Origin of the sequence: Achromobacter veterisilvae (assembly GCF_037619525.1) — a bacterium.
Classification (GTDB): domain Bacteria; phylum Pseudomonadota; class Gammaproteobacteria; order Burkholderiales; family Burkholderiaceae_B; genus Achromobacter; species Achromobacter veterisilvae.
On the sequence record NZ_CP148753.1, the window covers coordinates 5,820,279 to 5,846,738 of the forward strand.

The window sequence follows — 26,460 nt, forward strand, 5'->3', positions numbered from 1 at the left end:
CGCATCAACGCGCTGGCCGGCGCCGTCCGGGCGGACGGTTGACAACGGCTCGACGTTGGCGTGTCATGGAACCGAAGACACAAGGATCATCAGGCTCACAGCGCTTTCGCAGTACCCGCCAACCGGTTCTTTCAAGAGGCCCTTATGTTCCCTGAATACCGCCAACTCATCACCCGTCTGAAATCCGAAAACGCGCACTTCTCCGCGCTGTTCCAGCGTCACAACGACCTGGACCAGGAAATCAAGAATATGGAGGCCGGCATCCAGCCGGCCTCCGGCAACCAGGTCGAAGTGCTGAAGAAGGAAAAGCTGCAACTGAAGGACAAGCTGTACGGCATCCTGCGCGCGGCGGAGCAGGACGGTAGCTGAGGCTGCGCGCTACATCGGTTCCAACCCAGCCCCTTTGACGACCGTCGCGTATTTCGCCATTTCCGCGCGGAAGTACGCCACGGTCTGCTCCGGCGGCATCAGCACGATCTTGTTGTTCTGGACCGCCATGGCCTGCCTGACCTCCGGCGAGTTGAATGCGCGGTCCAGCGCGCCATAGACGCGGCGCACGTCGGCGGCGGGCAGCTTGGCCGGGCCCGCCGCGGCAAACCATCCCCCTATCTCGTAATCCGGCAGCCCCTGCTCCCGCAGGGTGGGCAGATCCGGCAGCGCCGCCATGCGCTCGCCGCCGCAGGCGCCCAGCGCCTTCAGCGCGCCGCCCTGCACCTGCGGCAGCACCGAAGGCAGCGACAGGACCCCGAAATCGACCTGTCCGCTCATCAGGTCCGCCATCATCGGCCCGACGCCCTTGTACGGAATATGCCTGGCTTTCACGCCCGCCTGCTGCACGTACATCTCGGCGGCCAGGTGCAGGACGGTGCCGTTGCCCGAGGACGCGTAGTTATAGCGGCCGGGCTGGCGCCGCAACAGCGCGGTCAGTTCCTGGATGCCGTTCGCCTGGATCTTCTGCGGATTCGCCACCAGCAGGAAGGGCGTCATCCCCACCATGCTGATCGGCGTGATGTCCGCCAGCGGATCGAACGGCAGCGATTTGTACACGCTGGGGAAAATGACGTGATTGTTCGACAGCATGGCGAGCGTATAGCCGTCGGGCGGCGAACGCACCAGCGCCGACGTGCCGACGATGCCGCCCGCGCCGGGCTGGTTCTCGACGACCACGGTATGGCCCAGGGCGGCCGACAGGGCCGGCCCCGCCGAGCGGGTGATCGTGTCCACGCCGGATCCCACCCCGACCGGCAGGATGAATTTCACGGGCCGGTCGCCCTGTGCCCGCGGCAGGCCCGGCGCGGCCAGCATCGCGGCTCCGAACGCGCCCAGCACCCTCCTGCGGCTCCAACCCGCGCTTTGCTTGTCCATGCTTGTCTCCTTTCCGTTTTTTATGTCGCGCGAACCTGCCGCGCGCTTCCCCTTGCGGGTTCAATGCCCCATCAAGCCGCCGCCCCCTGTTCCCGCAGGGCGGCGATCTCGTCCGGGGCGTAGCCCAGACTTTCCAGCAAGGCGTCGGTGTCGGCGCCCAGCGCCGGCGGATGCTGCCTGACCCCGAGGCGCTTGCCGTCCATCATCAAGGGGAACAGGGCCGCGCCCGCCATCTGCCCGGCCCGCTCGCCATCCGGCAGCCGGATGTCCGCCAGCCCCCCGGTCGCGCGCAGGTGCGGATCGTCATACAGTTCCTCCGGCTTGACGATGGGCGCGAACGGCAGGCCGATGCGCTCGAACACGCTTGCCAGTTCGGCGGCGCCGTAGCGCGCCAGGCGCTCGCGCAGATCGGCCAGCAAGGCGGGCCGCTGGCGCACGCGGTCATTGTTCGTCGCCAGCGCCGGGTCGTGCTTCAGATCGCCGAACCCGAACGCATCGCAAAAGGTCTGCCATTGCGAGTCGCTGACCGCCGCCAGGAATATCTGTTCGCCGTCCCTGACGGTGAACACGTCGTACAGGGCCCAGGCCGATACGCGGTCCGGCATCGGCGCGGAAGGCTGGCCCGTGATCGCATACTGCAGCATGTGCTGCCCCACCAGGAACACATTGTTTTCGAACAGCGCCGACTGCACCTCCTGGCCTCGGCCGGTGATGCCGCGCTGGATCAGCGCCGCCATGGCGCCGATGGCGCCGAACATGCCGCCCATGATGTCGTTCACGCTGGTGCCGGCGCGCACCGGGTCGCCCGGGCGCCCCGTCATGTAGGCCAGCCCACCCATCATCTGCACCACCTCGTCCAGCGCGGTGCGCAAGGCATAGGGACCGGGCAGGAACCCTTTGTGGCTTACATAGATGAGGCCGGGATTCTCCTTGGACAGGGACGCGTAGTCCAGGCCGTGCCTGGCCATCGTGCCGGGACGGAAGTTCTCGGCCACGACGTCGGCGCTCGCCGCCAGCCGGCGCGCGGCCTGCGCGCCGGCGGGGGTGTGGATGTCCAGGGCGATGCTCTTCTTGTTGCGGTTGAACATGGGGAAAAAACCCGCGCCCACGCCCAGCAGGTGGCGCGTCCGGTCGCCTTTTACCGGCTCGACCTTGATGACTTCGGCCCCCAGGTCGGCCAGCACCATCCCGCAGGTGGGCCCCATGACCATGTGCGTGAACTCGACCACGCGCAGGCCGGCCAGCGGCAAGGCATTGGGGGGTGCAACAACGGAAGCGTCTGGCGTATTCGGCATGGAATGGCTCGGATGGAATTCGGCGGCGCGCTCAAGCGGCGCCGGAAGGCGCGGGATAGGTTCTGGGCAGGCCGGCGCGCCACAGCGCGCCATGCAAGGGCTGGTCCGGCAGCCAGCGGACCGCGGCCTCGCGCAGCGCCAGCAGGCGGGCCATGTCCACGCCCGTGCCGATGCCCATGCTCTCCAGCATGAACACCAGGTCTTCGGTGCTGACGTTGCCGCTGGCGCCCGGCGCATGCGGACAGCCCCCGATGCCCGCCAGGCAGGCATCGAATCGCGCCACGCCGCTGTCCAGCGCCGCCAGCGCATTGGCCAGCCCGAGTCCTCGCGTATCGTGGAAATGCGCGCAGCAAAGACGGTCGCCGGCGATGCGCCGCGCCTGCCCGAACAGGCGCCGCACCGCGGCCGGATCGGCGTAGCCCACGGTGTCGGCCAGGCTCACGCGGTCGGCGCCCGCCTCCAGCAAGTCCGCCACCAGCCGCAGGACCTCGCCGGGAGGCACCGCGCCCTGCAGCGTGCAGCCGAAGGCGGTGCCGACCCCGCCCTCGATCAGCATGGACGAACCGGCGCAATCGCGCGCGGCGCGCATCTCGCGCACCATGGCGACCGCCTCTTGCGGAGTCTTGCGCAGATTCGCCACGCTGTGGGCGTGGCTGGCCGAGAGCGGCACCAGCATCAGGTCCGCGCCGCTTGCCAGGGCGCGCTCGGCGCCTTTCAGGTTGGGCACGAGCACCGAAACCGACAAGCCGGGCAGGCGCTTCGCGTGGGCGACCAGTTCGCCGGTATCGGCCAGTTGCGGCAGCAGCCGGGCGGGCACGAAAGATCCCACTTCGATCTCGCGCTGCCCGGCCGCATAGGCCGCGTCGATCCATTCGAGCTTGGTGGCCGTGGGCAGCACCATCGCCAGGCTTTGCAGGCCGTCGCGCAGGCCCACTTCTCGGACGATGGCGGCGGCGGGATGGGGGCTCGGACAATCAGGCGGCATCGCAGTGTCGGGTCGATCTGGGAGCAATCAGTTTAGATATTCCCATCCAATCCACAAGCGCTATTAAGGAACGTTTAAAATTCCGAACTGGAATATCAAGAAGCCCCTACTGCGATGCGCGACCTGGACATCACAACGCTGCGCCTGTTCATCTCCGTGTGCGAGACCGGCAACATCGCGCGCGCCGGCCGGCATGCCAACATCGTGGGGTCGGCCATCAGCAAGCGGCTGGCGCAACTGGAAGACACCGTGGGAACCAAGCTGCTGACGCGCAAGCGCCGAGGCGTGGAACCCACCGCGGCCGGGGAAACGCTGCTCGAACACGCGCGCGCCATCCTGGCCAGCTCCGGACGCATCGAGCGCGACATGGCCGCCTACGCCAGCGGCGTGAAAGGCCAGGTGCGCATCCTGGCCACCGCCTCGGTCCTGGCCGAATCCCTCGCCGAGGACATCGCGGCGTTCCTGCAGGCCGCGCCCCATCGGAATATCCGCGTGGACATGGAGGAACGCGTCAGCCACGAGGTGGTGCGCGGCGTCAAGGAAGGCATCGCCAGCCTGGGCATCTGCTGGGACGCCGCCGATTTCCACGGATTGCACACCCGCCCCTACCGGGGCGACCGCCTGGCCGTGGTCACGGGACCCGACCACCCGCTGGCCCGGCGCGACGCCGTCTGGTTCGAGGAAGCGCTGGAATACGAACACGTCAACATGCCCGCCGCCGGCGCCGTGCTGAGGATGCTGCAAACCGCCGCCAGCGAAAGCGGCAAGACCCTGCGGCACCGGGTGACGGTCAGCAATTTCGACTCCGCCTTCCGCGTGGTACTGGCCGGCCTGGCGATCAGCGTCGCCCCGATGGAAGTGGCCACGCCGTATGCCATGGCCCACGGATTGCGGGTGCTGCCGTTGAAAGACGAATGGAGCCGCCGCCGCTTCGCCGTCTGCATGCGCGACGAAAAAAACCTGCCGGCGGCCGCCGGACTGCTGCTGGAACATCTTGTGGCGGCGGGGCAGGCCGAAGCGACGGGCCGCGCGGAAGAATAATTCCGGAAAAGCCGGCCTCAGCGGCGCTTGCCCGCGCCCTTCCCGCTTCCGGACCCGGACGCCGAAGCGTTCGCATAGTCCTTCACGGTGCGGTCCTTGTTGAAGATCACGGTCAGCTTCTGCTGGTCGTCCATCGCATCGTAGGCGCCGTCGTAGAAATAGAACCAGGTCGCGGTCAACAGCCCTTCCTGGTTGAACTGCTGGGACCGGGGCGGGCCGTAATCGCGGACCATCTCGTCGTAGGTGGTGACGTTCAGCTTGATCGCCTGCACCTTGGCCTCGGTGATCAGATCGCTGGAACCGCTGGCGCATCCCGCCACCACGGCCGCCACGAACAGCAAGGACATTCTCATTCTTACTCAACCTTGTAGGATTCAAGCGGCCGGCGCCGTCACCACACGACGCGAACCCCCAGACGGCCGCTCACGCCGTGCCCGGCATAACCATCGATGGAGCGATTGTAATCACCCGCGGCGAATACATTGACGCGCTTGGACACGCGGCCGGACACCCCCACGCCGACCTGCGCCCAGGTGCTGCCGAGTTTCGTCTCCATCGCCACCGGGTTCTCTCCGGAAAGGTTGGAGAAGGTGGTTCGGCCATTCGCCCCGAATCGTTGCCACAGGTTCGCGCGCAGCCATGTGGTTGCCTCCTCGCCTTTGGGGTTGCCGGCCTGATGGGTCAGCCGGGCGCCCACACGGGCATAGCCAGTGTGGGTGTCGTCGAACCTGACCCGCCCATAACTGTCCTTGGCGCTGTCCAGCGATACATACTGGTAGATCATTTGCGCCTGCGGCTCCAGCGCCCATTGCGCCGTCAGGGGGATCGGGTAGCCGGCTTCTATCGACGCGGCGCCGCCATATCCGCGAGAGGTGGAGCGCTCTCCCCCGACGGAACGGGTCTTGACGTCGGGGTGATAGGTGCCCTGCACCACGCCATCGACGTACGCGCCCGATGCGCTCTTGCGCGTCCAATACCCGCCAAGCGATATGCCCGACATCGACGCCGACCCCGCGCGGCCTTCGGCCGGCGCCCTCACGTCCGCCGATGCGGTGGCCGCGCCCACGTATACGCCGGCGATATCGCGAGTGCCGGAAGGTTGCTCGCGGCGATACAGATCCGTGCCCACCTGGACGCCCGCGATGTCGTAGTCGTATGCAGGGCCTTGCCTGACCAGGGCGTCATAGCCGCGCTTGCCGGCGCTGCCCGTCTCTCCAAATACGCGGCCCCACGCGGATCTCCCGTGCGGCTGCGCCGGCGCCGCGTCGGCGTAGTCCTCGCCATTCCGGTCGTGATAGGTGCCCAGCATCGCCAGGCCAAAATGATTCGCCAGCGAGGGAAGCGCCATGTTCAAGGGAACCTCGACACGGTATTCGGGCGCGGGCCGCCCGGTTTCCCCGCCGCCCTGATCGGGGTCGGTTTCGAGGCTGGACCGCAAGTACCACGCATCGGGGTTTGCGCTGCCGCCCCGGTAAAGCCGATACTCGTACGCGCCCGCGGCGGCGCGCCCCGCCAGCGAAAACGACGCGGCGTCGGAGGTGCCGCCGTTGACCGTCTCGACGACAGCGATTCCGTCGCCGGTCGTCAGGGCCCCGCCCCCGCCGGTGTTGCGCACGACAATCGAGGTCGTGCCGCTGGCCTGCCCGCCGTCTATGACCACCTTGTCGGAAGCCGAACCGCTACCTCCCAGCCACGTGTTCAGCGCGATGCTGCCGCCAGCTCCGGCGTAGTTTCCGACCGTCAAGGTCTTGTACTGCGCCGCGTCGGCGGGATTCGCGGGCGGGGCGAAGTCGATGTGGCTCGCGGCGTTGGACAGCGACGTCAACGAGGAAGACCCCGTGACATCCCATCGGCTCGCGCCGGCCAGACGCAGGTGCGAAACGCCCGTTCCCGGGTCCGTCAGGGCGGCGCCGGAAATGTAGGACCGGTCGTCGGCGACCATGTCCAGGCGGCCGATCACATTCAGCGCCACGCCATTGACGCCGATCAGGGCCGAACGGTTCAGCGACGCCTGGAGCGATCCGGCGGCCACTTCAAGCGCGTTGCCCGCGGCCTGGACCACGCTATCGGTCATGCTCACAGAGTTGTCGGCGAATGACGAGAGGATCCCTTGCGAACCCGCGCCCGAGGCGCTGACCCGGGTCTGATTCAGCGTCACACTGCCCGCGGACAGCAATTCGACCCCGGCCGCCGCCGGCCCGTCGGTGGTGATCGTGGACTCCGTCGCGTCGATGGAGCTGGAAGCATTGGCGTACAAGCCGCTGGCGCCCGCGCCATGGGTGGCGACGATGGCGTTCTGAAGATTGATGGCGCCGTTGTAATACGCCCGGGCGCCATAAGCCGTCGCGCCCTGCGTCGAAATGCGGGTCCCGTCGGCATTCACCGTCGCGGTCGCTTCCGCGGACAGGCCGTTGGATTTCGCGCCGTGGGTCTCCACGGACCCGCCGGTCAGCGTCACTGTCGACCCCTGTTGAAACGCCGCCACGCCCGCCGCGACGTCTCCATGCGTAACGATATCGACGTTGTTCGCGATGGCCGTGGCCTTGACCCCCGACGCATTCGCCGTGGCCATCAGGCCAGCCGCATTGTTGCCCAGGGTCGTGATCGCGCCCCCGTCCATCCGCAGCGCGCCGCCCGCTTCGGCACGCGCGCCCGTGGCGCCGTTGCCCGAGGTCTTGATATCGCCGAGGGCGAAGTTGACGACGCTTTTCGTGTGCGCGAAAACCCCATGCGCATTCAGGCCCGAGGTTTCCACCGAGGTGTTTATCGCGTCGATGCTTGCCGTGGCCACCGTCGGCGCATAGGTCGAAAACAAACCGTAGGCATAGGCGCCCGCCGTCTTCACGGCCGTCGAGTCGAGAACCGCGTGGCTGCCGCCGGTCACCCAGACGCCGAAGGCCGACAGGGATCCGTTGCCGTCCAGCGCCTTGGTTTCTATCGTGCCGCCGCTGAACTGCAAGGCGCTGGCGCCCTCCACCTTGACCCCGCTGGAGAGCGAACCGCGCGTTTCGACGCGGGTGTTGGACACCGTCGCGCTGGAGCCGATGCCGGAGCCGTCGCCGGCGATCATCAGGCCGGGCGCGTTCGCCCCGCTGGTCGTCAGCGTACTGTCGGATACGCTGATCGTGCCGCGTTGCGCGCTGACCGCGCGAGCGCCGTCTCCCGTGGTCGCGATCGTCGCGCGAGTCAATTCCATCGCCGCCTTGGACACCGCCACCGCGCCGTGCGCGGACGCGCCCGTCGTGGTCACGGTCACATCGTGGGCCACAATCCCCACCTGCGCCGGCGCGGGGTCCGTGTACGCGTACAGGCCATAGGCATAGGCGCCGGAGGTGGACACCGAAGTTCCGTAGAGTTCCGCCAGGCCCTTGCCGGTCACCCACACGCCGTAGGCGGCGGAACTGCTGTTGCCCGCGGTCGTGGTGGTCTGGATCGAACCGCCCGTCATGACGGCTTTGCCCATCGACTCGAGCTTGATGCCCGCGGCGCCCTGCCCGCTGGTGCTGATGGTCAGGCCGTCGGCCTCGACGACCGAGTTGGCATTGCGGACCAGCATGCCGAAGCCCGCCGCCGCATCCGCGCTGGTGCTCAGGTTGGTATCGACGGGCAGCACATGCGTCTGGCCATCCGTCACCGACAATGCCTGCGCATGCGCGGCAATCGGGGACATGGCCAGCATACAAGCCGCTGTTATGGGTTTCAGGCGAATGCTGGGGATAACGGTCTTCATGGTGGTTTTCTTCTCGCTTGAGGGTTAACCCCAAGATAACCACCAGCCGCACAGCCCAAAGTAAGACGATTCCTAAAAGGACGCGGCCTTTACAATCGTTGACGCCCCCAATATTCGATAACTCGCCATCGGGAAGCCGCGGGAAGATGAAAGACGCCGCTATCGAGTTTCGCGCAGCCGGCGCCAAAGCGTAGTGGCGCTGATTCCAAGAATAGCGCAGGCCTCCTGGCGATTGCCCCCGCAGCGCGCCAGCACCGTCCGGATATGCGCCGCGTCATGCCGCCGCGAGGTGTCGGCCAGCGACTCCGCATCCCCATCCGCCGTCGCGCCGCCAGCCAGTTCGGGCGCGACGTCGCCGACGACGCGCCGCATTTGCGCGTCCGTGAGATCCGCGGGCATCTCGACCAGATATACGGCCAGGCGCTCCAGCACGTTTTCGAGTTCGCGGATATTGCCGGGCCAGGCATACGCCATCAAGGCGGCCTGCGCGGCGGGAGACAGCGGCCGGTGCGGGTACAGGCCGAGGTTCTCCTGAATGCGCAGGTAAAGCAGTTGCGCCAGCGGCCAGATGTCCTGCCTGCGTTCGCGCAAGGTCGGCATGTCGATGCGCAGAATATTCAACCGGAAAAACAGGTCCTGGCGGAAGTCCCCCGCGGCCACCATGACCGCCAGGTCCCGGTGGGTGGCGGCGATGATGCGCACGTTGACCGGCACGGCTTCGCTGCCGCCCACCGGCATCACCTGGCGTTCCTGCAGCACCCGCAGCAGGCGGATCTGCAACGCGGCCGGCATGTCGCCCACCTCGTCCAGGAAGAGGGTGCCGTTATGGGCCGATTCGAACAGGCCGGGCTTTCCGCCCCGGCGGGCTCCGCTGAAGGCGCCATCTTCGTAGCCGAACAACTCGCTCTCCAGCAGGCTCTCGGGGAAAGCCGCGCAGTTGACGGCGATGAAGGGGAAACTGTGGCGCGCGCTGGCCTGATGGATGCCTTGCGCCAGCACTTCCTTGCCCGTGCCGCTTTCGCCGCCGATCAGCACAGTGGAATCCACCCTGGCGTAGCGCCGGCCCAGCATGCGCACTTTCTCGACGGGCGGCGCCGTGCCGAACAGATCGTCCAGCGTGTAGCGCACCGCGTGGGCGCGCATCCGGGCGCGAGTGCGCAGGTTGCGGTCGGCGCGGTGGATGGCGCCGGCTTCCTGCAAGGTCAGAACGGCGCCCGACAGTCCAGCCCCGGTCGCCAGGGGAATGCGGTTCACGACCACCATCTTGCCGGCCAGGCGATGGATGGATTCGGCCTCGCGCTTGCCGCTGCGCAGCACCTCGTCCAACGACAGCGCCGGCGAAATCTCCTCCAGCCGCCGCCCCGCCATGCCGGACGCGCTGATGCCCAGCAGGCGCTCGACCGCGGGGTTCAGGGCCTGGACCCTGCCCGACGCGTCGACGGCGGCCACGCCTTCGTCCAGATTGGACAGCACCGCGTTGAGGTATTCGCGCCGCCCCGATTCGATCCGCTGCAGCCGGGTGATTTCGATGGCGTCTTCGATGCACGCCCCGATCGTCGCCGGCGAATACACCAGCACGCCCGTCAGGCCGATGCGCTCGGCGTAATCCACGAGCAGGCCGGAGCCGACGATCACCTCGATGCCCTCGCCCTTCAGCGCCTGGACCTGCGCCAGCGCGTCGTCCGGATCCTGGTAGGTGCGGACCGGGATATCCAGGGAGAACGTACTCAGGAATGTGTCCAGCTCCGGATACTGGCCCGCCTGCCCCAGCAACGCCACCCGCGGCGAAATGCGGCGGGCCGTGGAGAGCGCGTTCATGACCTCGAAGCCGATGATCTTCACCTGCACCACGGGCACGGACACATGGCGCCGCAGATAGGCGCCATTGAGGCCCGCCGCCACGACCGCATCCACCTGCCCCTGCCGGGCCGCCTGGTTGATGGCGTTGGCGGCCGCCTCGAAGCCCGCCTCGATGAGCTTGAACTCTCCCCGTCCGGCGAAGCGCGGCAGTATCTGCGCAAAGCTGCGCGATATCCGCGCCATGCCTATGGCCCAGATGCGAGGCAACGAGGCGGAATCCGGTTCGGTCGATGGCGAGGCGGGGAGCATGGCGGGTCCTGTAGCGGTTGCGCCCACGTATATCACCATTGAAATCCATGTATTTCAATTTTGAAATTGAAACATCGCCCCGCCCGCCCCGCGACGGGCGGAGCCAGCCTGGTACGCAAATTGCGTGAGTAGGCATATCCCCTTCCAACGGAGCACCCATGTCCCTCCCCACCCCCTCCGCCCCCGCAAGCGCCGGCGCGCGCATGCGCCTGGCAATGCAGACCGAACGCCCCTTGCAGATCGTCGGCGCCATCAACGCCAACCACGCGCTGCTGGCCCAGCAAGCCGGCTTCCAGGCCATCTATCTTTCCGGCGGCGGCGTCGCCGCAGGCTCGCTCGGCGTCCCCGACCTGGGCATCGTCGGCCTCGAAGACGTGCTGACGGACGTGCGGCGGATCACGGAGATCTGCTCGTTGCCGCTGACGGTCGATGCCGATACCGGCTTTGGCGCGTCGGCGTTCAATGTGGCGCGCACCACCCGATCGCTGATCGCGGCCGGCGCGGCGGCGATGCAGATCGAGGACCAGGCCGGCGCCAAACGCTGCGGACACCGGCCGAACAAAGAGGTCGTGACCCTGCCCGAAATGGTGGATCGCATCAAGGCGGCGGTCGACGCGCGCACCGACCCCGAATTCGTCATCATCGCGCGCACCGACGCGCTGGCCAGCCAGGGCAGGCAGAGCGCCCTGGACCGCCTGGCGGCGTGCATCGAAGCCGGCGCGGACGTCGCCTTTCCCGAGGCGGTGCACGACCTGGAAGGATTCCGCGGCTTCGCCCGCGCGCTGCCCGCGCCCATCCTGGCCAACATCACGGAATTCGGACAGACTCCCATGCTGACCGTGGACGAACTCGCCGCGGCCGATGTCGCCATCGCGCTGTACCCCCTGTCGGCCTTCCGCGCGATGAACCGCGCGGCGCAGCGGACGTACGCGGCCATCCGCCGCGACGGCACGCAGCGCGCCATGCTGGACGAAATGCAGACGCGCCTGGAACTCTACGAAAGCATCGGATACTTCGCCTACGAAGAAAAACTCGACGCGCTCTACGCCGGCAAGGCAGCCTGATCCGCCACCGCCCGCCCGACGGCGGGAACGGAAAAATACAACTGGAGACATCGCCATCATGCATTCCTCGCCGGATGACCCGTTCCTGCTCGTGTACGACGACGATGCGGAATATGGATCCCATTTCTCGGTCCCCGCCTTTGCGTCCACCCATGGGCTGGACGCGCTGCGCCTGCCCTACGTCGCCAAGGTGCTGATCGAAAATGCGCTGCGCCATGAAAGCGCCCCGGACGATCGCCGCCCGCGCGCACAGGCGCTGCTGCGGGCCTACCATCCGGATGCCCCCCAGTCCACTGCCGGCGAGCCCGCCGATGTCTGGCTGTACCCCACTCGCGTGCTGGCCCAGGATGTCAGCGGCATACCCAGCTTGATCGACCTGGCCGCGATGCGCGACGCCATACTGGCGCGCGGCGGCGACCCGAGGCGCATCAATCCGCACATTCCGGTGGACCTGATCGTGGACCATTCGCTGATCGCCGAGCAGGCGGGCCACGCCGGGGCGCGCGCCGCCAACGAGGCCAGCGAATACGCGCAGAACCGCGAGCGCTACGCCTTTCTCAAATGGGCGCAGGGCTCTTTCGACAAACTGCGCCTGGTCCCTCCCGGCAAGGGCATCCTGCATCAGATCAATATCGAATACCTGGCCGAGGTCGCCTCGGCGCGGATCACCGCGCAAGGCGCTCGCGTCACCTGTCCCGACACGCTGGTGGGCACCGACAGCCACACCAGCATGGTCAACGCGCTGGGCGTGCTGGGCTGGGGCGTCGGCGGCATCGAAGCCGAAGCCGCCATGCTGGGCGACGCCCTGGTGCTGCGCGCGCCAGAGGCGATCGGAGTGCGCCTGCGCAATCGGCCGGCGCCCGGCGTCACCGCCACCGACATCGTGCTCAGCCTCACCAGCATCCTGCGCCAGGCCAAAGTGGTTGCGCAGTTCGTGGAGTTCACCGGCGACGCCCTGGACGGCACGCTGACCCTGGAAGACCGCGCGACCCTGTCCAACATGGCCCCGGAGTACGGTTCGACCTGCGCGTACTTTCCCGTGGACGAAGAAACGCTGTCCTACCTGCTGCGCACCGGACGCAGCCCGGAGCACGTCGAACGGGTGCGCCGGTATGCCGAGGCGGCCGGCCTGTGGCGCGCGGCCGGAGCGCCGGAGCCGGGCTATAGCCGGATCGTGGACGTGGATCTGGCGCAAATAGGACGAGTGGCCGCCGGACCGGGCAAGCCCCAGGAAAGAGTGAGCCTGGCCGAACTGCCCATCAGCTTCAGGAAGGCGGCGTCCGCCATGCCCGCGACCGCGGGCGACGCGCTGCCCGAAGGCGCGGTGGTGCTGGCCGCGATCACCAGTTGCACCAACACGTCCAACCCCAGGCTGCTGGTGGCCGCCGGCCTGCTGGCGCGCAAGGCGGTTTCCCTGGGCCTGCGTCCGCCGCCATGGACCAAAACGTCGTTCACTCCCGGCTCCCGGGTCGTCACCGACTATCTGCGGGCCAGCGGATTGCAGACTGCGCTGGACGAACTGGGCTTCCATACCGCCGGCTACGGCTGCGCGACCTGCGCCGGACTGTCCGGCGCGCTGGCGCCCGAGACGGAGCGGGCCATCGCCGCGGGCAACACCCGCGTCGCCGCGGTTCTCTCCGGCAACCGCAATTTCCCCGGACGCGTCCACCCGCTGGCCCGCGCGAACTACCTGGCCTCTCCCGCGCTGGTCGTCGCCTTCGCCCTGGCCGGCACAGTGGAGCGGGACCTGGACACGGAGCCCGTCGGCTGGCGGCCGGACGGTACTCCCGTCCCCCTGGCCGAGCTGTGGCCCAGCGATGCCGAGACCGACGAGATGGTCTCCGCGCACGTGCGGCCCAGCCTGTTCACGCAGCGCTACCGCGACGTGTTCGAAGGCGATCCGGCCTGGCTGGCCCTGCCCACCGACACCGGCGCCTGCTATGCCTGGGATGAACAGAGCCTGTACCTGCGCCGCCCTCCGTACCTGGATGTGCCGCGGCAAGAGGGCGCCATCCACGTCCAGGGCGCGCGCGCCCTGATGATCCTGGGCGACTCGGTCACCACCGACCACATCTCGCCCGCCAACGAGATTCCGCCTCAGTCCAGCGCCGGCCGTTACCTGCTATCCCTGGGCGTGGCGCCCTCCGATCTGCATACCTACCTCGCGCGCCGCGGCAATCACCGGGTAATGATGCGCGCCACCTTCGCGCAACCCACTCTGGCCAACGAACTCTTGCCGCAAGGACCCGCCGGCGCCACCCGCCACGAGCCGGGCGGCGAGACCATGCCCGTCTATGACGCGGCCATGCGCTACCGGGACGCGGGCGTTCCCGTCATCGTCGTGGCGGGCAAGGACTACGGCACGGGATCCTCGCGCGACTGGGCGGCCAAGGGCACCCGGCTGCTGGGCGTGCGCGCGGTGATCGCGGAGAGTTTCGAACGCATCCACCGCTCGAACCTGGTCAACATGGGCGTGCTGCCCCTGCAGTTTCCGGCCGGCGTCACGCGCCTTACCCTGGAACTCGACGGCAGCGAAACCTATGATCTGGACATCGACGCCGGGCTGGGCCCGCAGGGCTCGGTTTCCTGCGTGATCCATGGCCCCGGCGCGCCACGCCGGCTGGCCCTGGCCTGCCGGCTGGACAACGAGCATGAAGTGGAAATCTGGCGGGCCGGCGGCATCCTGCCCGCCGTGCTGCGCCAGGCGCTGGCCGATTCAGGCGGCGCGCGGCAACCATAAGAAGCAGAAGCGAAGTGCCATCACCATAACCAAAGGAGACAACCATGTACGCAAAACGACTCTACTCCCCGCTGCGCGCCCTGGCGCTGGCGGCAGGGCTGGCGCTCGCCTCCGGCGCGCACGCCGCCGACTGGCCCACGAAACCGCTGCGGCTCGTCGTACCGTTCTCCGCGGGGGGCCAACTGGACGCCATGACACGCATCTTCGCGACCGGGCTGTCGGAACACCTGAAGCAGCCCGTCGTCATCGACAACCGGCCGGGAGCCGGCGGCCTGATCGGTTCCGACGCCGTCGCCAAGAGCGATCCGGACGGCTATATCTTCCTGGTCGCGGGCAACGGCGCCATCACGAACAAGCTGTTGCGCGCCAAGATGCCCTATGAAGACTCCGACCTCGTGCCCGTCGGACTGCTGTTCGAATCGTCGTCGGTGATCGTCGTCAATGCGAAGAGCGATATCCATACGCTCAAGGACTGGCAGAAAAAGGCCGGCGCCGGCGGACACCCCATCCTGTTCGCCACCGCGGGATCCGGCAGCACCGGCCACTTCGTCGGCGAAATGCTGGGCCAGGCGCTGAACGTTCCCGTGACGATCGTGCCCTACAAGAGCGGCTCCGAAAGCTCCGCGGCGCTGATGGGCGGACAGGTCGACGCGGCGTCGGAAGCCAGCGTATCGATCCGGAATTACATCGCCGCCGGCCGGGTGCGCGCGCTGGCCGCGACCGCGGACCACCGCACGCCCTTGCTGCCGGACACGCCGACCACGGCCGAGCAGGGTTTCCCGCAAATCAATATCACGCATTGGGGCGGCATGTACGCGCCCAAGGGAACGTCCGACGCCGTCATCGAGGCGATGAACCGCGCCATCGCCCAGGTCATGGCGACGCCGGCGATCAAGAAACAGTTGAACGACGCCGGCTACGAGCCCATACCCAACTCGGTAGCGCAGTTCAAGACCTTCATCGCCGCCGAAGACAAGCGCCTGGGCGGCATCGTCAAGTCGGCCGGCATGAAGGCCGAATAGCCTTCGGGGAACGGCGATCGGATCGCCGTGAGCCCTAGTCCGCCTTCATCTTGCCGATATCGGGCGCAAAGGCTTCGGGCGGATGCCTGGCGATGGAACGGCACAGCAGTTCGGACATGCCCTTGGCCAACTGCTTGTTGTTCCATTCGCCCGAATCGGAATACCACTTCGGCACCCAGTTCACGGCGCCGAAAATCGAGAAAATGGCCAGCTTGGGATCGCAGGGAATGACGCTCCCGTCTTCGATCCCCTCGCGCACGAAACCGCGCAGCTTGGCTTCGAAGCGGTCTCGTTGCCTGACGATCTCGGCCCGGTCGTCCGGCTCGAGCGCGTGCTCTTCCGTGATGATGACGCACCGGCTCATTTCGCTGAGCGTCACCTCCAGGTACTCCTTGAGGGCGAGCTGTAGTTTCTCCAGGCCGGTGCCGCCCTTGCGTTCCGCCTGTTCGATGGCGTCGAAGCCCACGCGCAACGCCTCAGCGAAGGCTTCGTACAGCAGCGCATGCTTGTTCGGAAAGTAGTGATACAAGGCGGCCTTGGTGACGCCAAGGCTGGTCGCGATATCGCCGAGCGACGTAGCGTGGAATCCTTTTTGGTTGAACGCGGCAATCGCCTGGCGCAACAACGCTTCGCGCTTCAACTGATGCATCGCCTTGTGCGTCGGCACCGAATTATTCCATGTTGCCACTGATCAAACCCTCCCGGTGAGTTGCGTGGACCGGCCGCATATTTAACTTTTTTTCCCATTGAGGTACAACTCGGTGAGCGTGCCCTCATACGCTTCGGCGGCGAACGCCAGTGTCTCGGACAAGGTCGGATGCGGGTGTATGGTCAGCGCGATATCGCCGGGCTCCGCGCCCATTTCGATGGCCAGCGCCGCCTCGGCGATCAGGTCGCCCGCTTGCGGCCCCACCATTCCCACCCCCAGCAAGGCATGGGTGCGCGGGTCGACCAGGATCTTGGTCAAGCCCTCGCCGCGTCCCAGGCTCAATGCCCTGCCGCTGGCCGCCCATGGGAAGCTGGCCGACTCGTACGCCACGCCATCCCGGCGAGCGGCCGTCTCCGTCAAACCTACCCAAGCCACTTCGGGATCCGTGTACGCGACGGCTGGAATGACCTTGGCGTCGTTGCCGGCCTTCCTGCCCGCGGCGACTTCGGCGGCCACCTTGCCTTCGTATGCCGCCTTGTGGGCCAGCATGGGTTCCCCGACGACGTCGCCGATGGCGAAAATGTGCGGGACATTGGTGCGCTGCCTGGCGTCCACCGCGATGAAGCCGCGCTCGTCCACCTGGACACCCGCCCGTTCGGCCCCGATCCCGGCGCCGTTGGGCCGGCGGCCGACGGCCACCAAGACGGCATCATACACCTGGGGCCCGGCGGCGCTCGCCCCCTCGAAGATGACGTGCACGCCATCTTCGCGCGCCTGCGCGGAGACCACCCGCGTGCCGGTCAGGATCGCCTCGTAGCGGCCGGCCACGCGCGCTTCCAGCGGTTTGACCAGGTCGCGGTCGCAACCCGGCAGCAGGCCCTCGGTCAGCTCCACCACCGTGACCCGGGCGCCCAGCGCCGCGTAGACCGTGGCCAGTTCCATCCCGATGACGCCGCCTCCCACGACCAGCAGGCGCCCGGGAACGTCCTTGAGCGCCAACGCGGCGCTCGAATCCATGATGCGGGGGTCTTCCGGCAGGCCCGGCAGGCGCACGGGATGCGACCCCACGGCGACGATGGCCTGCTTGAAGTTCACCGTGGGGCCATCGGCGACCGCCAGGCGGTTCGGGCCGGTGAATGCCCCCCTGCCGGTCACCACCCGCAGCTTGCGCCGGCGGGCCAGGCCGGCAAGGCCGCCGCTCAGCTTGGCGACCAGCGCCTCCTTCCAGGTCCGCAGCTTGTCCAGGCAAATCCGGGGTTCGCCGAACTCGATGCCCAGTTCGGACAAGGCCCGGGCGTCCTCCAGCGACCGCGCGGCGTGCAGCAGTGCCTTGGACGGGATGCAGCCCAAGTTCAGGCAGACGCCCCCCAATGTCTCGCGCGCTTCCACCAGCGTCACGGACAGGCCGAGATCCGCGGCGCGGAATGCCGCCGTATAGCCGCCAGGCCCGCCGCCCAGGACGAGCAATTCCGTATCGATGACGTCGCCCATCGGCCCTTTGTCCGCTTTTTCCGTTTTGTCCGTTTTCATGTCGCCTGTTCCGTCCTGCTTCCGCCCAGATAGGCGCTGGAAAGCTCCGTGCCCGCGTTGCGCGTGAGCACGTCGCGCGTCCCTTCGAACACCGTCTGGCCATGCTTGAGCACATAGCCGAAATCGGCCACCTTGAGCGCCAGGCTGGCCATTTGTTCGCTGAGCAGGACGACCCGCTTGCCCTGCGCGCAATACTGCTTGATGAAGTCGAAGATCTGGGCGACCACGATGGGCGCCAGGCCAAGCGACGGCTCATCGAGCAGCACGCAGCGCGGCTCGTGCAGCGTGGCCATGGACAGGATCAGCATCTGCTGCTGTCCGCCGCTCAGCGTCCCCGCCTTGGCCGCCCGCCGCTGCGCCAGGACGGGAAAATTTCCGTACACCTGTTCCAGCGCGACCTTGAAATTGCCCTTGGGCTTGCGGAAATGCCAGGCCGTGATCAGGTTCTCCTCCACCGTGTGCTGATGGAAGATCCGCCGCCCTTCCATGGCGTGCGCCAGGCCGCGGCGGGCTCGCTCGTGCGGCGGCAGCCGCGAGATGTCCTCGCCGTCCAGCAGGATCTGTCCGCCCTTGATGGGCGTGACACCCGAAATCGCGCGCATCAAGGACGACTTGCCCGCGCCGTTGGCGCCGATGAGCGCGGTGATTCCATCGGGGCGCGCCGTCAGGCTGACGCCGCGCACGGCCTCGATCGCTCCGTAACTGACCTGCAGATTGCGTACTTCAAGCATGGACGGGCTCCTCAACGCCGAGATAGGCCTGGATCACTGCCGAGTCGGCGCGCATGCCGTCCATGTCGCCCCGGTAGATCTCTTCTCCGGCCTCGAACACCACGACCTCCTCCGCCAGTTCGGCCAGGAAATCCATGTGATGGTCGATGATCATGATGGCCACGCCATGGTCGCGCGCCAGGCGGACGAGCCTGACCAAATGCGCGGATTCCACTTCCGACAGGCCGGCCGCCGGTTCGTCCAGCAGCAGCAATTCCGGATCGCTCGCCAGGGCGCGCGCGACTTCGGCCAGCCGCTGGATGCCGTATGGCAGCTCGCTCATCGTGGCGTCCGCCTGTTCGGCCAGCCCGGCCGCCGCCATCAGCGCATCCACTTGGCGCAGGAATGCGCCTTCCTCCCGCCGCGCCGCGGACGTATTGAGCGCCGCGGCCACGGCGCCATGCCGATAGCGGCGGTGGGCGCCCATCAGGATATTCTCGCGCACGGTGAAGGTGGGCACGTTGCGCGGGTCCTGGAATGTGCGGGTGATGCCGGCCCGCGCCACCTTGTGCGCCGGCCAGCCGGCGATGTCCCGGCCCTTGTAGAGAATGCGGCCCGAGGTCGGCGTATAGATGCCGCTCACGACGTTGACCAGCGTGCTCTTGCCCGACCCGTTGGGGCCGACCAGCGCCGTGATGCTCCCCGCGCGCAGCGCGAGCGAGACCCCGGCCAGCGCGCGCAGGCCCGAGAATTCCATGACCACGTCCTCGATGCGTATCAACGGCTGGCCGGCGTCCTGCCCCGCCTTGGGCTCGCGCACGGACAGCGGAGGTTCGGCCGTGCCCGCGGCGGCGGCCCCCAACTGGTCGAACTTGCTGTAGCGCGTCTGCGTGCGCAGCAAGCCGGCCAGCCCCTTGGGCAGCAGCGTGAAAATGAACACCAGGATCAAGCCGTAAACGATGTATTGGTAGTCGTTGAAGGCCTGCAGCTTCTGGGGAAGATAGGTGAAGAGAATGGCGCCGTACACCTGCCCCGCCAACGTGCCCAGGCCGCCCACGATGGACATCACCAGTATCTCGATGGAACGCATGAGGCCGAAACTCTCGGGCGTGAGATAGCCGATCATGTGGGCGTAGAATCCCCCGGCCAGGCCCGCCAGGCCGCCGCTGATGGCATAGGCGGCGCGCTTGACGGCGGCTTGCGAAATGCCCAGCGAACCCGCGGCGATCTCGCTGACGTGCACCGCGTAGAAAGCCCGGCCGAAATGGCTTTTCACGAAATTGCGCAGCATCAGCATCACCAGCAGCAACACCGCCAGCAGGATGCGGAAATAGGCGACCGTGTCGATGTGCCAGCCGAAGATCTGCAACGTGCCGATCTGCGACGACGGAATGCCCCGCATACCCATGACCCCGCCCGTGACGCCGCGCAACTCCCGCGCCAGCTCGTAGACGATGAGGCCGAACCCCAGCGACATCATCGCCAGGTAGAACTCGCGCACCCGGCCGGCGGGTCCCGCGAGCAGGAACCCCACCGCCGCCGCGGCGAAGGTGGCCAGGACCAGCGCGACCGGAAACGGAATGCCGAAGGACTTCAGCGCGATCGCGCTGGCATAGGCGCCGATGGCGAAGAAACCCGCGTGGCCGAGGGAAATCTGGCCGTTGATGCCCGTCAGGAGGTTGATTCCCTGCGCGAGCAGGATGTTGATGATGACGAAACTCCACATCTGCACCGTGCCGGTCGCGACGTGGCCGGCCCCGATGGCCAGCGCCACGGCCAGCGCGCCCAGCGTCCAGGAATTCGTCAGGAGTTGCCCTAGCTGTTTCATCGTCGTCACACCTTCACTGTTTCGCGCTTGCCGAACAACCCCTGCGGCCGCACCGTCAACACGCCTATCAGAAGCGCGAAGGCGACGACCTCCGCGGCCGCGGGGGATACATAGCCGCCCACCAGCTTTTCCAGGACGCCGAGGATCAACCCGCCCACCAGCGAGCCGAACGCGCTGCCCATCCCGCCCATCACGGCGGCGACGAAGGCCAGGATCAGCAGGTGCAGGCCGAAATTCGGATCGACGGTGCCCGACACCTGCGAGACCAGGATGCCGGCGACCCCGGCCAGCACGCCGCTGACCAGGAATGAGAAAACCACCACGCGGTAGACCGGAATGCCCATCAGCGACGCCAGTTCGCGGTCGTGAGCGACCGCGCGCACACCGTAGCCCCAGACGGAATGCCGCAGGAACAGTTCCATCAGGCAGACGATCAGAACGCTGATGGCGAACACGGCGATGTATTGGAGCGAGAGATAGGCGCCCATGAACTCGACGGTATCCGCGCTGCTGAACAGCACGTCCGGAAACGCCACCGCCTGCGTGCCGAACAGCCAGCTCGCCACTCCCTGGAGGAAAATTCCGATCCCCAGGGTGGAAACCACCCACCCCATGCTGCCGGCGATGCGCCGAGTGGGACGGACCCCGACCAGTTCGACCACCCACAGGATGAAGGAAGTCGCCAGCAGCGACACACCCACCGCGAGAAAGACATTGACCCCCGCGCCGACCATGACCGCCGTCAGCATCGCGCCGGCCATCAGCACCGAGCCCTGCCCGAAATTGAGCACGCGCGTGGTCCAGAACGTCAGGTTCAGGCCCAGGCCGATCAGCGCATAGACGGCGCCGACGCTCAATCCCGAAACGACCATTTGGATAAAGAAATCCATATCACCATCATCCATGCAGGCATGGCGCGCATCCGGAGCGATACGGCGCCGGATGCGCGGCTCGCCGATTACTGGGCAACCGGCTGCAGCCGGATCCTGTCGTCCTTCTTGACGTACTCGAACACCTTCACGCCGTCGGTCTCGATGCCATGGTGGCGGTCCTTCGAGAAGTTGTAGGTGGTGTTCACGCCCTGGAAGTCCTTGATCGACTCGATCGCGGCAATGATGGCCTTGGGGTCGCTGGAATTGGCCAGCCGTATCCCTTCGAACAGGACGTTGGCCGCGTCATAGCCGTTGGACACCGAGATCGCCATGAACAATTGCGGATTCTCCGGGTCGTTGCCCCACCAGCGGTCCGCGCCGTACTTGGCCTTGTAGGCCTTGGCGAAATCCGCCGCGGCCGGGCGCAAGGGGTTGCCGAACGCGCCTATCATCGTGCCCAGGGTTCCCAGCGTCAGGTCGCCGGCGCCTTCCTGGTAGGGCTGGCCCAACGCCCCGTTGGAAGCGACCAGCGGGACGTTCACGTTGAGCCGCGCCATGGTCCGGCGCAGGACGGCCAGGTCCTTGCCCAGGCCGATGGCCGCGATCGCATCGACGTTGGCGCGCTTCATGCGCGCCACTTGCGCGGTCATGTCCTGCGCGCCCTGGTTGTAGGAGTCCGTGGCCACCGGCTTGGCGCCGCCGTTCCTGCCGATGGAGGCGGCCAGGTAATCGACGCCGGTCACGCCGTAGGCGGTGCTTTCATGCACGATGCCGACGCGCTTGAAGCGCTTCGCCAGGTATTCGCCCATGGCTACCGCCTCGATGTCGTTCTGCAGCGCGAAGGAGAACACATTGGGACGCGGTTTCTCGCCGGTCTTCTCGCCGGAGTAGGTCACTACCGGCGTCTGCGCGATGGGGTTCATGTAGGGCCGGCCGTCCGCCTGGGCCATGTCGATCACCGCCAGCGTCGGGCCGCTGCCGGCCGGACCGATGATGCCGACGATCTCCTTGTTGTCCAGGATCGCGCGCATGTTCTGCACCGCGCGGTCGGGATTCAACTGATCGTCCAGCAGCATGGCGATCTCGATCTTCTTGCCGTTGATGCCGCCCTTGGCGTTCCACTGCTCGACAGCGAGTTCGACGGCGCGGCGGTTGCCTTCGCCGAATTCGCTGTAGGGGCCGGTCAGGGCCGACGTCATGCCGATCTTGACCGTGTCGGCAGCCAGGGCGCTTCCTGAAACCAGCATGGCGGCCGCCACCGCCAGCCACGTGGGCGTGGATTTCCTGTACCAGGACATATTGTCTCCTCCTAGGTTCTTGCTCGTCGTTGTGAGGCGCTCCGGGTTCGCGAAGCGCCATCCGCGGGCCTCTCAGCGGGCCGTCTGGATCTCTTTGAAAGCGGCCAGGACATCGTCCAGGTCCGCGTCCGGCAAGGCGGCCGCGAATCGTTCGATGCGGTCGTAGGCGCGTTGCGCCACGCCGGTTTCCTCGCCGATGCCGCGCACGAGCGTCGATACACGGGCCCGGTCGTAGCTGTATTCGGTATGGTCGGTGTCCATCCGCAGGATGGAGGGGGGCTCGCCATTGCCCGTATCGGCCTCCAGGCGGCAGGCCAGCAAACCCAGCGATTCGTCGGCGTGGAGCGTGATCCGGGGGATCAGGCCCTTGACGGCCGCGTCGTCGAAATCCGCCATGCGCGCGATGGTGGGCGCGCCATGCAGCAATGTCGTGGCCACGCAGAACTGCGTGCTCATCAGCGTCCCGGAAACGCTCTGGAACGGCCCTTCCTTGTCCATGCCCGCATAACCCACGACGGTGGGATTGAGGTAGACCCGCAAGCCCCGCAAGCCGTCCATCCGGTCGCCCAGCCGTTCGCGCAACAACAGGCTGGCGCGCACCGGCGTCTGGTTGAGCGCGCATACGGGATAGGGCTTGAACGTGACTTTGAGCAGGGACCAGTCCCTGCCCAATCCGCCGGCGATGGCATCGGCATCGCACTCGGCCCGGACGAAGGCGCGCGTGAAGCCGGCGTGCCCCTCGAAGGCGCCGGCCGCCGACACCGAACCGTTGGCCGCGAGCGTCGCGGCCGCCAGACCGTTGCGCCCCGCCATGCCGACCTGATAGCGCCACTCGTCGGTGCCGTCTCCGAATGATTGCAGGATGCCACCCGTGAACGAGGCGGCATTGGACAGGGCCGCCGCGGTCCGCTCCACGGACAAGCGCCACAGCCGCGCCGTGGCCGCCGCGGCCGCGATCGTTCCGTAGAGCGGCGACGCGCGCAGTCCCGCCGCCGTGGTCCGCGCCGAATAGGCTGACTCCAGCGCGCCGCCCACTTCATATCCCGCCACCAGCGCCGGCAGGAAATCCTCCATGCGCCCTTCCCCCCGCTCCACCAGCGCGGTCAGCAGCGGCAGCAGGATGGCGCCGAAATGCGCCACGCCGCAGGTGTCCTCCTGGGCCCGGCCATGGAACAACGCGGCGTTGGCCAGCGCCGCGCCGGCGACAGTGCTGCGGCGGCCGCTGCCCAGCAGCGTGGCGCCGTCCGGACGCTCGCCGTCCATGGCCAGCGCGGCGCGCTCGGCCACGCCGAAAAACGGCGTGGGATGCGAACCCAGCGCGATGCCGTAGCCGTTGAGCACGCAGGCCCGGGCTTTTTCGATCACCGGTTGCGGCAGGTTCCCCATGGCAAGCTGCGCGGAAAATTCCGCGAATCGTCCGGCCAAACGCATGATGTCTTCCCCTTTTCTGTCTCGCCCGCTCCCCGATGGAGCGTCAGGCGTTGTACTGGTCCCGCAGCACCCGCTTGAGGACTTTCCCGGACGGATTGCGGGGCAGCTCCTCCACGATCTTCAACTCGCGCGGCACCTTGAAGTTGGCGACGCGCTTGCGGCAATGGCGATCGATCTCCTCCAGCGTCAACGTCTGCCCGGGATTGAGCACCACGACGGCGGTGATGCGCTCGCCCCATTTCTCGTCATGCACGCCGATGACGGCGGCTTCGGCGATCTGCGGCATTTCGTACAGGACGGCCTCGACCTCGCTGGAAGCCACGTTCTCGGCGCCGGTCAGGATCATGTCCTTGCTGCGGTCGGTCACGAACAGAAAGCCTTCGTCATCCAGGTAGCCCACGTCGCCGCTGCGCAACCAGCCGCCAAAAAAGGCCTCGGCGGTTTTTTCGGGCGCGTTCCAGTACCCCCGGGTCACCTTGGGCCCCCGCACGCAGATTTCGCCTATCTGGCCGGCCGGCAGCCAGTGTCCTTCGTGATCGGCGATGCGGATTTCCACGTGCGGCAGGGCGCGGCCGGTGGAACCGATCTTCTCGATCTCGCGGCCCGGCTCCATCAGCGTGTCCCCGCTGCAGGTCTCCGTCATGCCGAAACCGTCGATGAAGCGGCCATGGGTGAACACGCGGGTAAAGTCGCGGATGCGGGATTCGGGCGTCTTCTCGCCGCCGGCGATGCACCAGCCGAAGGTCTCCAGGGCGAACCGCTCGGGATTCGGCACGGCCAGCACGCGGCTGAGCATCACGGGCGCCATCCATCCGCAGGTCAGGCGATGGCGTTCGATCGACGCGAGCACGGCCTCCGGATCGAACTCACGGTGCACGCACAGCGTGCCGCCCACCCAAAGCACCGCGATGCCCGGCAGGTCGAACGCCCCGACGTGGTACAGCGGCCCGACCACCAGCAGCCGCTCCTTGCTGGTCAGCCCGAGCGCGATGACGTGGTCGATCGACTTCCAGTGGATGTTGCCGTAGGAATGCATCACCCCCTTCGGCCTGGAAGTGGTGCCCGACGTGTACATCAGGCGCACCAGGTCGTGCTCCGCCGTGGCGGCCTGCTCGGGAACGGCCAGGCCAGGCTCGGCCAGGCGGCGCGAATCGGCCTGGGCCGCGGCATCGACGATCACCTTGGGCGTTTCCAGCGCCACGATTTCCGGAAATTCGTCATCCACGAACAACAGCTTGGCGTTGGCGTCTTCCAGTATGTAGCCGGCCTCCGGGGCCGCCAACCGATAGTTGATCGGCAGAAAGACAGCCCCGAGATAGCTGGCGGCGAAAGCGAGTTCCAGGAAGGCGGCGCTGTTCTTCATGAACAGGGCCACGACGTCGTTGCGGCCGACGCCGCGCGACTGGAGCAGGGCCGCCGCCTGGCGGATCCGCTCGTGGAAGTCGGCGTAGCTTATCGCCTCGTCCCGGTAGATGATGGCTGCGCGATCGGGCTCGCGCCGGGCGTGATACGCAATCGATGCGCTCAGGTTGAACATGTTGGGTCTCCCTTGGATGGCGGCTCAGTGCGCGGGTAGCGGCCGAAGCCGGTCCCGCGTCTCGATTGTGCAGGTTCAGTACGATTTCGGCATGCCGAGGTCGTGAATGGCGATGTAGTTCAGGATCATCTCCTCGGATACCGGCGCAAACTTGAACAGGCGGGCGTCGCGCCACAGCCGCTCGACGTGGAATTCACGCGCATAGCCCATGCCGCCCATGGTCTGCATACTGCGTTCGATGGCATGGCTGGCCGCTTGCGAGCCGATGAGCTTGGCGATGTTGGCCTCGGTTCCGTACGGCAGCCCCTGGTCGCACAGGGCGGCGGCGTTCAGGTTCATGAGGCGGGCGCACTGCAATTCGGCGTGCGACTGGGCCAGGGGAAACTGCAGGCCCTGGTAGGCGCTGATGGGCTTGCCGCCGAATACCTTGCGATCGTTGGCGTACTGCACCGCCAGGCGTTCGGCCAGGCGGCCCGCCCCGACCAGGCTGGCCGTCGTCACAATGCGCTCGGTATTGAGCACGTCCAGAAGTTCGCGGAACCCCTTGTCCAGCGTGCCGACCAGTTCATGCGGTTCGATACGGACGTTGTCAAAGAACACCGAGCAGGCGCTGAGGGTCTGCGTGCCGACCTTGTCGATGGAAGAATAGGTCAGGCCCTCTCGCTCGACGTCGATGATGAACATCGAGATTCCGTCGGTGGGCCGCGCGCCTTCGACCGGCTTGGCGGTGCGCGCCACGACCAGCATTTTCTGCGCGGCGTCCACCGCGGTGATCCAGATCTTCCGGCCGTCCAGCCTCCAGCCGCCGTCCGGCTGCGCTTCGGCGAAGCTCTTCATGGCCAGCGTATTGGTGCCGGCGTCCGGCTCGGTGAGCGCCATGCAGAAATTGATCTGCCCGCCTATCAGCCCGGGCAGCAGCTCGCGCTTCATCCGTTCGCTGCCGAACCTGGAAATGGGCACGCCCCCGAATATCGGATTGATCATGAACAACTGGCCCAGCGTCGAACCGCCGCCGCCCGCCGAAAGCTCTTCGACGATCAGCGCCAGCTCCACCATGCCCAGGCCGGACCCGCCATGCGCCTCCGGCAATGCGGCGCCCGCGAGGCCGGCGTCGCAAATGGCCTGCCAGCATTCCTGCGGAAAGGCCTTCTCGCGGTCCTGTTCGTACCAGTAGTCCACGCCGTAGGTTTCGCCGATCCGGCGCGCGGTCTCGACGATCAGCTTCTGCTCGTCCGAAAGCGAAAAATCCATGGG

Annotated in this window: 20 protein-coding genes; 5 read left to right on the forward strand and 15 right to left on the reverse strand. The window is 67.2% G+C overall.

What is annotated here, in order from left to right:
• Positions 1-144 precede the first annotated feature (144 nt).
• The gene (locus tag WHX56_RS27095; RefSeq protein WP_129241635.1) at positions 145-369 is read left to right on the forward strand and encodes a YdcH family protein; all 225 of its coding nucleotides are present in this window, start codon (positions 145-147) and stop codon (positions 367-369) included.
• Between the two features lie 9 nt (positions 370-378).
• Here WHX56_RS27095 and WHX56_RS27100 read toward each other — a convergent pair whose 3' ends face one another.
• From WHX56_RS27100 to WHX56_RS27110, 3 genes are all read right to left on the reverse strand, one after another.
• Positions 379-1,365 carry a Bug family tripartite tricarboxylate transporter substrate binding protein gene (locus tag WHX56_RS27100; protein ID WP_129241636.1) on the reverse strand — a complete coding sequence of 329 codons (987 nt, stop codon included), beginning with the start codon at positions 1,363-1,365 and terminating at the stop codon, positions 379-381.
• A gap of 71 nt (positions 1,366-1,436) precedes the next feature.
• The gene (locus tag WHX56_RS27105) at positions 1,437-2,660 is read right to left on the reverse strand and encodes a CaiB/BaiF CoA-transferase family protein (RefSeq protein WP_338879485.1); all 1,224 of its coding nucleotides are present in this window, start codon (positions 2,658-2,660) and stop codon (positions 1,437-1,439) included.
• Between the two features lie 31 nt (positions 2,661-2,691).
• Complete coding sequence (locus WHX56_RS27110; protein WP_338879486.1) at positions 2,692-3,645, reverse strand: hydroxymethylglutaryl-CoA lyase; 954 nt, start codon at positions 3,643-3,645, stop codon at positions 2,692-2,694.
• Positions 3,646-3,759: 114 nt separating this feature from the next.
• On the opposite strand from WHX56_RS27110, the gene WHX56_RS27115 reads away from it, so the two are divergent.
• Positions 3,760-4,686, forward strand: a complete 927-nt coding sequence (locus tag WHX56_RS27115; protein WP_338879487.1) for a LysR family transcriptional regulator — start codon at positions 3,760-3,762, stop codon at positions 4,684-4,686.
• 17 nt (positions 4,687-4,703) lie between these two features.
• Here the strand turns inward: WHX56_RS27115 and WHX56_RS27120 are convergent, their stop codons facing one another.
• The 3 genes from WHX56_RS27120 to prpR form a co-directional block, all read right to left on the reverse strand.
• The gene (locus WHX56_RS27120; RefSeq protein ID WP_244235051.1) at positions 4,704-5,033 is read right to left on the reverse strand and encodes a hypothetical protein; all 330 of its coding nucleotides are present in this window, start codon (positions 5,031-5,033) and stop codon (positions 4,704-4,706) included.
• 44 nt (positions 5,034-5,077) lie between these two features.
• Entirely contained in the window at positions 5,078-8,416 is a 3,339-nt protein-coding gene (locus WHX56_RS27125) for an autotransporter outer membrane beta-barrel domain-containing protein (RefSeq protein ID WP_338879488.1), read from the reverse strand.
• 159 nt (positions 8,417-8,575) lie between these two features.
• Complete coding sequence (prpR, locus tag WHX56_RS27130; RefSeq protein WP_338879489.1) at positions 8,576-10,525, reverse strand: propionate catabolism operon regulatory protein PrpR; 1,950 nt, start codon at positions 10,523-10,525, stop codon at positions 8,576-8,578.
• A 158-nt stretch (positions 10,526-10,683) separates the two neighbouring features.
• Here prpR and prpB point away from each other — a divergent pair, with 158 nt between their 5' ends.
• The 3 genes from prpB to WHX56_RS27145 are packed head-to-tail and all read left to right on the forward strand — an operon-like array spanning position 10,684 to position 15,351.
• Entirely contained in the window at positions 10,684-11,589 is a 906-nt protein-coding gene (gene prpB / locus WHX56_RS27135; RefSeq protein ID WP_338879490.1) for a methylisocitrate lyase, read from the forward strand.
• Positions 11,590-11,647: 58 nt separating this feature from the next.
• The gene (acnA, locus tag WHX56_RS27140; RefSeq protein WP_338879491.1) at positions 11,648-14,329 is read left to right on the forward strand and encodes an aconitate hydratase AcnA; all 2,682 of its coding nucleotides are present in this window, start codon (positions 11,648-11,650) and stop codon (positions 14,327-14,329) included.
• Between the two features lie 44 nt (positions 14,330-14,373).
• The gene (locus WHX56_RS27145; RefSeq protein WP_129241645.1) at positions 14,374-15,351 is read left to right on the forward strand and encodes a Bug family tripartite tricarboxylate transporter substrate binding protein; all 978 of its coding nucleotides are present in this window, start codon (positions 14,374-14,376) and stop codon (positions 15,349-15,351) included.
• Between the two features lie 34 nt (positions 15,352-15,385).
• Here the strand turns inward: WHX56_RS27145 and WHX56_RS27150 are convergent, their stop codons facing one another.
• The 9 genes from WHX56_RS27150 to WHX56_RS27190 form a co-directional block, all read right to left on the reverse strand.
• Positions 15,386-16,039, reverse strand: coding sequence for a TetR/AcrR family transcriptional regulator (locus WHX56_RS27150; protein WP_129241646.1), 654 nt, complete (start codon positions 16,037-16,039; stop codon positions 15,386-15,388).
• A gap of 42 nt (positions 16,040-16,081) precedes the next feature.
• On the reverse strand, positions 16,082-17,530 hold the full coding sequence (lpdA, locus tag WHX56_RS27155; protein WP_422393625.1) for a dihydrolipoyl dehydrogenase: 1,449 nt from the start codon (positions 17,528-17,530) through the stop codon (positions 16,082-16,084).
• Complete coding sequence (locus WHX56_RS27160; RefSeq protein ID WP_287751486.1) at positions 17,527-18,261, reverse strand: ABC transporter ATP-binding protein; 735 nt, start codon at positions 18,259-18,261, stop codon at positions 17,527-17,529. Before WHX56_RS27160 ends, lpdA begins: the two co-directional genes overlap by 4 nt.
• Positions 18,254-20,068, reverse strand: coding sequence for a branched-chain amino acid ABC transporter ATP-binding protein/permease (locus WHX56_RS27165; protein WP_338879492.1), 1,815 nt, complete (start codon positions 20,066-20,068; stop codon positions 18,254-18,256). The genes WHX56_RS27160 and WHX56_RS27165 overlap by 8 nt, the downstream gene beginning before the upstream one ends.
• A gap of 5 nt (positions 20,069-20,073) precedes the next feature.
• Positions 20,074-20,958 carry a branched-chain amino acid ABC transporter permease gene (locus WHX56_RS27170; protein ID WP_129241649.1) on the reverse strand — a complete coding sequence of 295 codons (885 nt, stop codon included), beginning with the start codon at positions 20,956-20,958 and terminating at the stop codon, positions 20,074-20,076.
• Positions 20,959-21,026: 68 nt separating this feature from the next.
• Positions 21,027-22,238, reverse strand: coding sequence for an ABC transporter substrate-binding protein (locus WHX56_RS27175; protein WP_129241650.1), 1,212 nt, complete (start codon positions 22,236-22,238; stop codon positions 21,027-21,029).
• Between the two features lie 72 nt (positions 22,239-22,310).
• Positions 22,311-23,669, reverse strand: coding sequence for an MmgE/PrpD family protein (locus tag WHX56_RS27180; RefSeq protein WP_338879493.1), 1,359 nt, complete (start codon positions 23,667-23,669; stop codon positions 22,311-22,313).
• 43 nt (positions 23,670-23,712) lie between these two features.
• Positions 23,713-25,206, reverse strand: a complete 1,494-nt coding sequence (locus WHX56_RS27185) for a long-chain-fatty-acid--CoA ligase (RefSeq protein ID WP_338879494.1) — start codon at positions 25,204-25,206, stop codon at positions 23,713-23,715.
• A gap of 75 nt (positions 25,207-25,281) precedes the next feature.
• Positions 25,282-26,457 (reverse strand): acyl-CoA dehydrogenase family protein, encoded by a 1,176-nt coding sequence (locus WHX56_RS27190; protein ID WP_129241653.1) that lies wholly within the window; start codon positions 26,455-26,457, stop codon positions 25,282-25,284.
• Positions 26,458-26,460 lie beyond the last annotated feature (3 nt).

What these genes read in the sequence shown, in the direction of transcription:
- WHX56_RS27095 (WP_129241635.1), top strand. Translation starts at nt 145, where the DNA reads ATGTTCCCTGAATACCGCCAACTCATCACCCGTCTGAAATCCGAAAAC.
- WHX56_RS27100 (WP_129241636.1), bottom strand. Translation starts at nt 1,365, where the DNA reads ATGGACAAGCAAAGCGCGGGTTGGAGCCGCAGGAGGGTGCTGGGCGCG.
- WHX56_RS27105 (WP_338879485.1), bottom strand. Translation starts at nt 2,660, where the DNA reads ATGCCGAATACGCCAGACGCTTCCGTTGTTGCACCCCCCAATGCCTTG.
- WHX56_RS27110 (WP_338879486.1), bottom strand. Translation starts at nt 3,645, where the DNA reads ATGCCGCCTGATTGTCCGAGCCCCCATCCCGCCGCCGCCATCGTCCGA.
- WHX56_RS27115 (WP_338879487.1), top strand. Translation starts at nt 3,760, where the DNA reads ATGCGCGACCTGGACATCACAACGCTGCGCCTGTTCATCTCCGTGTGC.
- WHX56_RS27120 (WP_244235051.1), bottom strand. Translation starts at nt 5,033, where the DNA reads ATGTCCTTGCTGTTCGTGGCGGCCGTGGTGGCGGGATGCGCCAGCGGT.
- WHX56_RS27125 (WP_338879488.1), bottom strand. Translation starts at nt 8,416, where the DNA reads ATGAAGACCGTTATCCCCAGCATTCGCCTGAAACCCATAACAGCGGCT.
- prpR (WP_338879489.1), bottom strand. Translation starts at nt 10,525, where the DNA reads ATGCTCCCCGCCTCGCCATCGACCGAACCGGATTCCGCCTCGTTGCCT.
- prpB (WP_338879490.1), top strand. Translation starts at nt 10,684, where the DNA reads ATGTCCCTCCCCACCCCCTCCGCCCCCGCAAGCGCCGGCGCGCGCATG.
- acnA (WP_338879491.1), top strand. Translation starts at nt 11,648, where the DNA reads ATGCATTCCTCGCCGGATGACCCGTTCCTGCTCGTGTACGACGACGAT.
- WHX56_RS27145 (WP_129241645.1), top strand. Translation starts at nt 14,374, where the DNA reads ATGTACGCAAAACGACTCTACTCCCCGCTGCGCGCCCTGGCGCTGGCG.
- lpdA (WP_422393625.1), bottom strand. Translation starts at nt 17,530, where the DNA reads ATGAAAACGGACAAAACGGAAAAAGCGGACAAAGGGCCGATGGGCGAC.
- WHX56_RS27160 (WP_287751486.1), bottom strand. Translation starts at nt 18,261, where the DNA reads ATGCTTGAAGTACGCAATCTGCAGGTCAGTTACGGAGCGATCGAGGCC.
- WHX56_RS27165 (WP_338879492.1), bottom strand. Translation starts at nt 20,068, where the DNA reads ATGAAACAGCTAGGGCAACTCCTGACGAATTCCTGGACGCTGGGCGCG.
- WHX56_RS27170 (WP_129241649.1), bottom strand. Translation starts at nt 20,958, where the DNA reads ATGGATTTCTTTATCCAAATGGTCGTTTCGGGATTGAGCGTCGGCGCC.
- WHX56_RS27175 (WP_129241650.1), bottom strand. Translation starts at nt 22,238, where the DNA reads ATGTCCTGGTACAGGAAATCCACGCCCACGTGGCTGGCGGTGGCGGCC.
- WHX56_RS27180 (WP_338879493.1), bottom strand. Translation starts at nt 23,669, where the DNA reads ATGCGTTTGGCCGGACGATTCGCGGAATTTTCCGCGCAGCTTGCCATG.
- WHX56_RS27185 (WP_338879494.1), bottom strand. Translation starts at nt 25,206, where the DNA reads ATGTTCAACCTGAGCGCATCGATTGCGTATCACGCCCGGCGCGAGCCC.
- WHX56_RS27190 (WP_129241653.1), bottom strand. Translation starts at nt 26,457, where the DNA reads ATGGATTTTTCGCTTTCGGACGAGCAGAAGCTGATCGTCGAGACCGCG.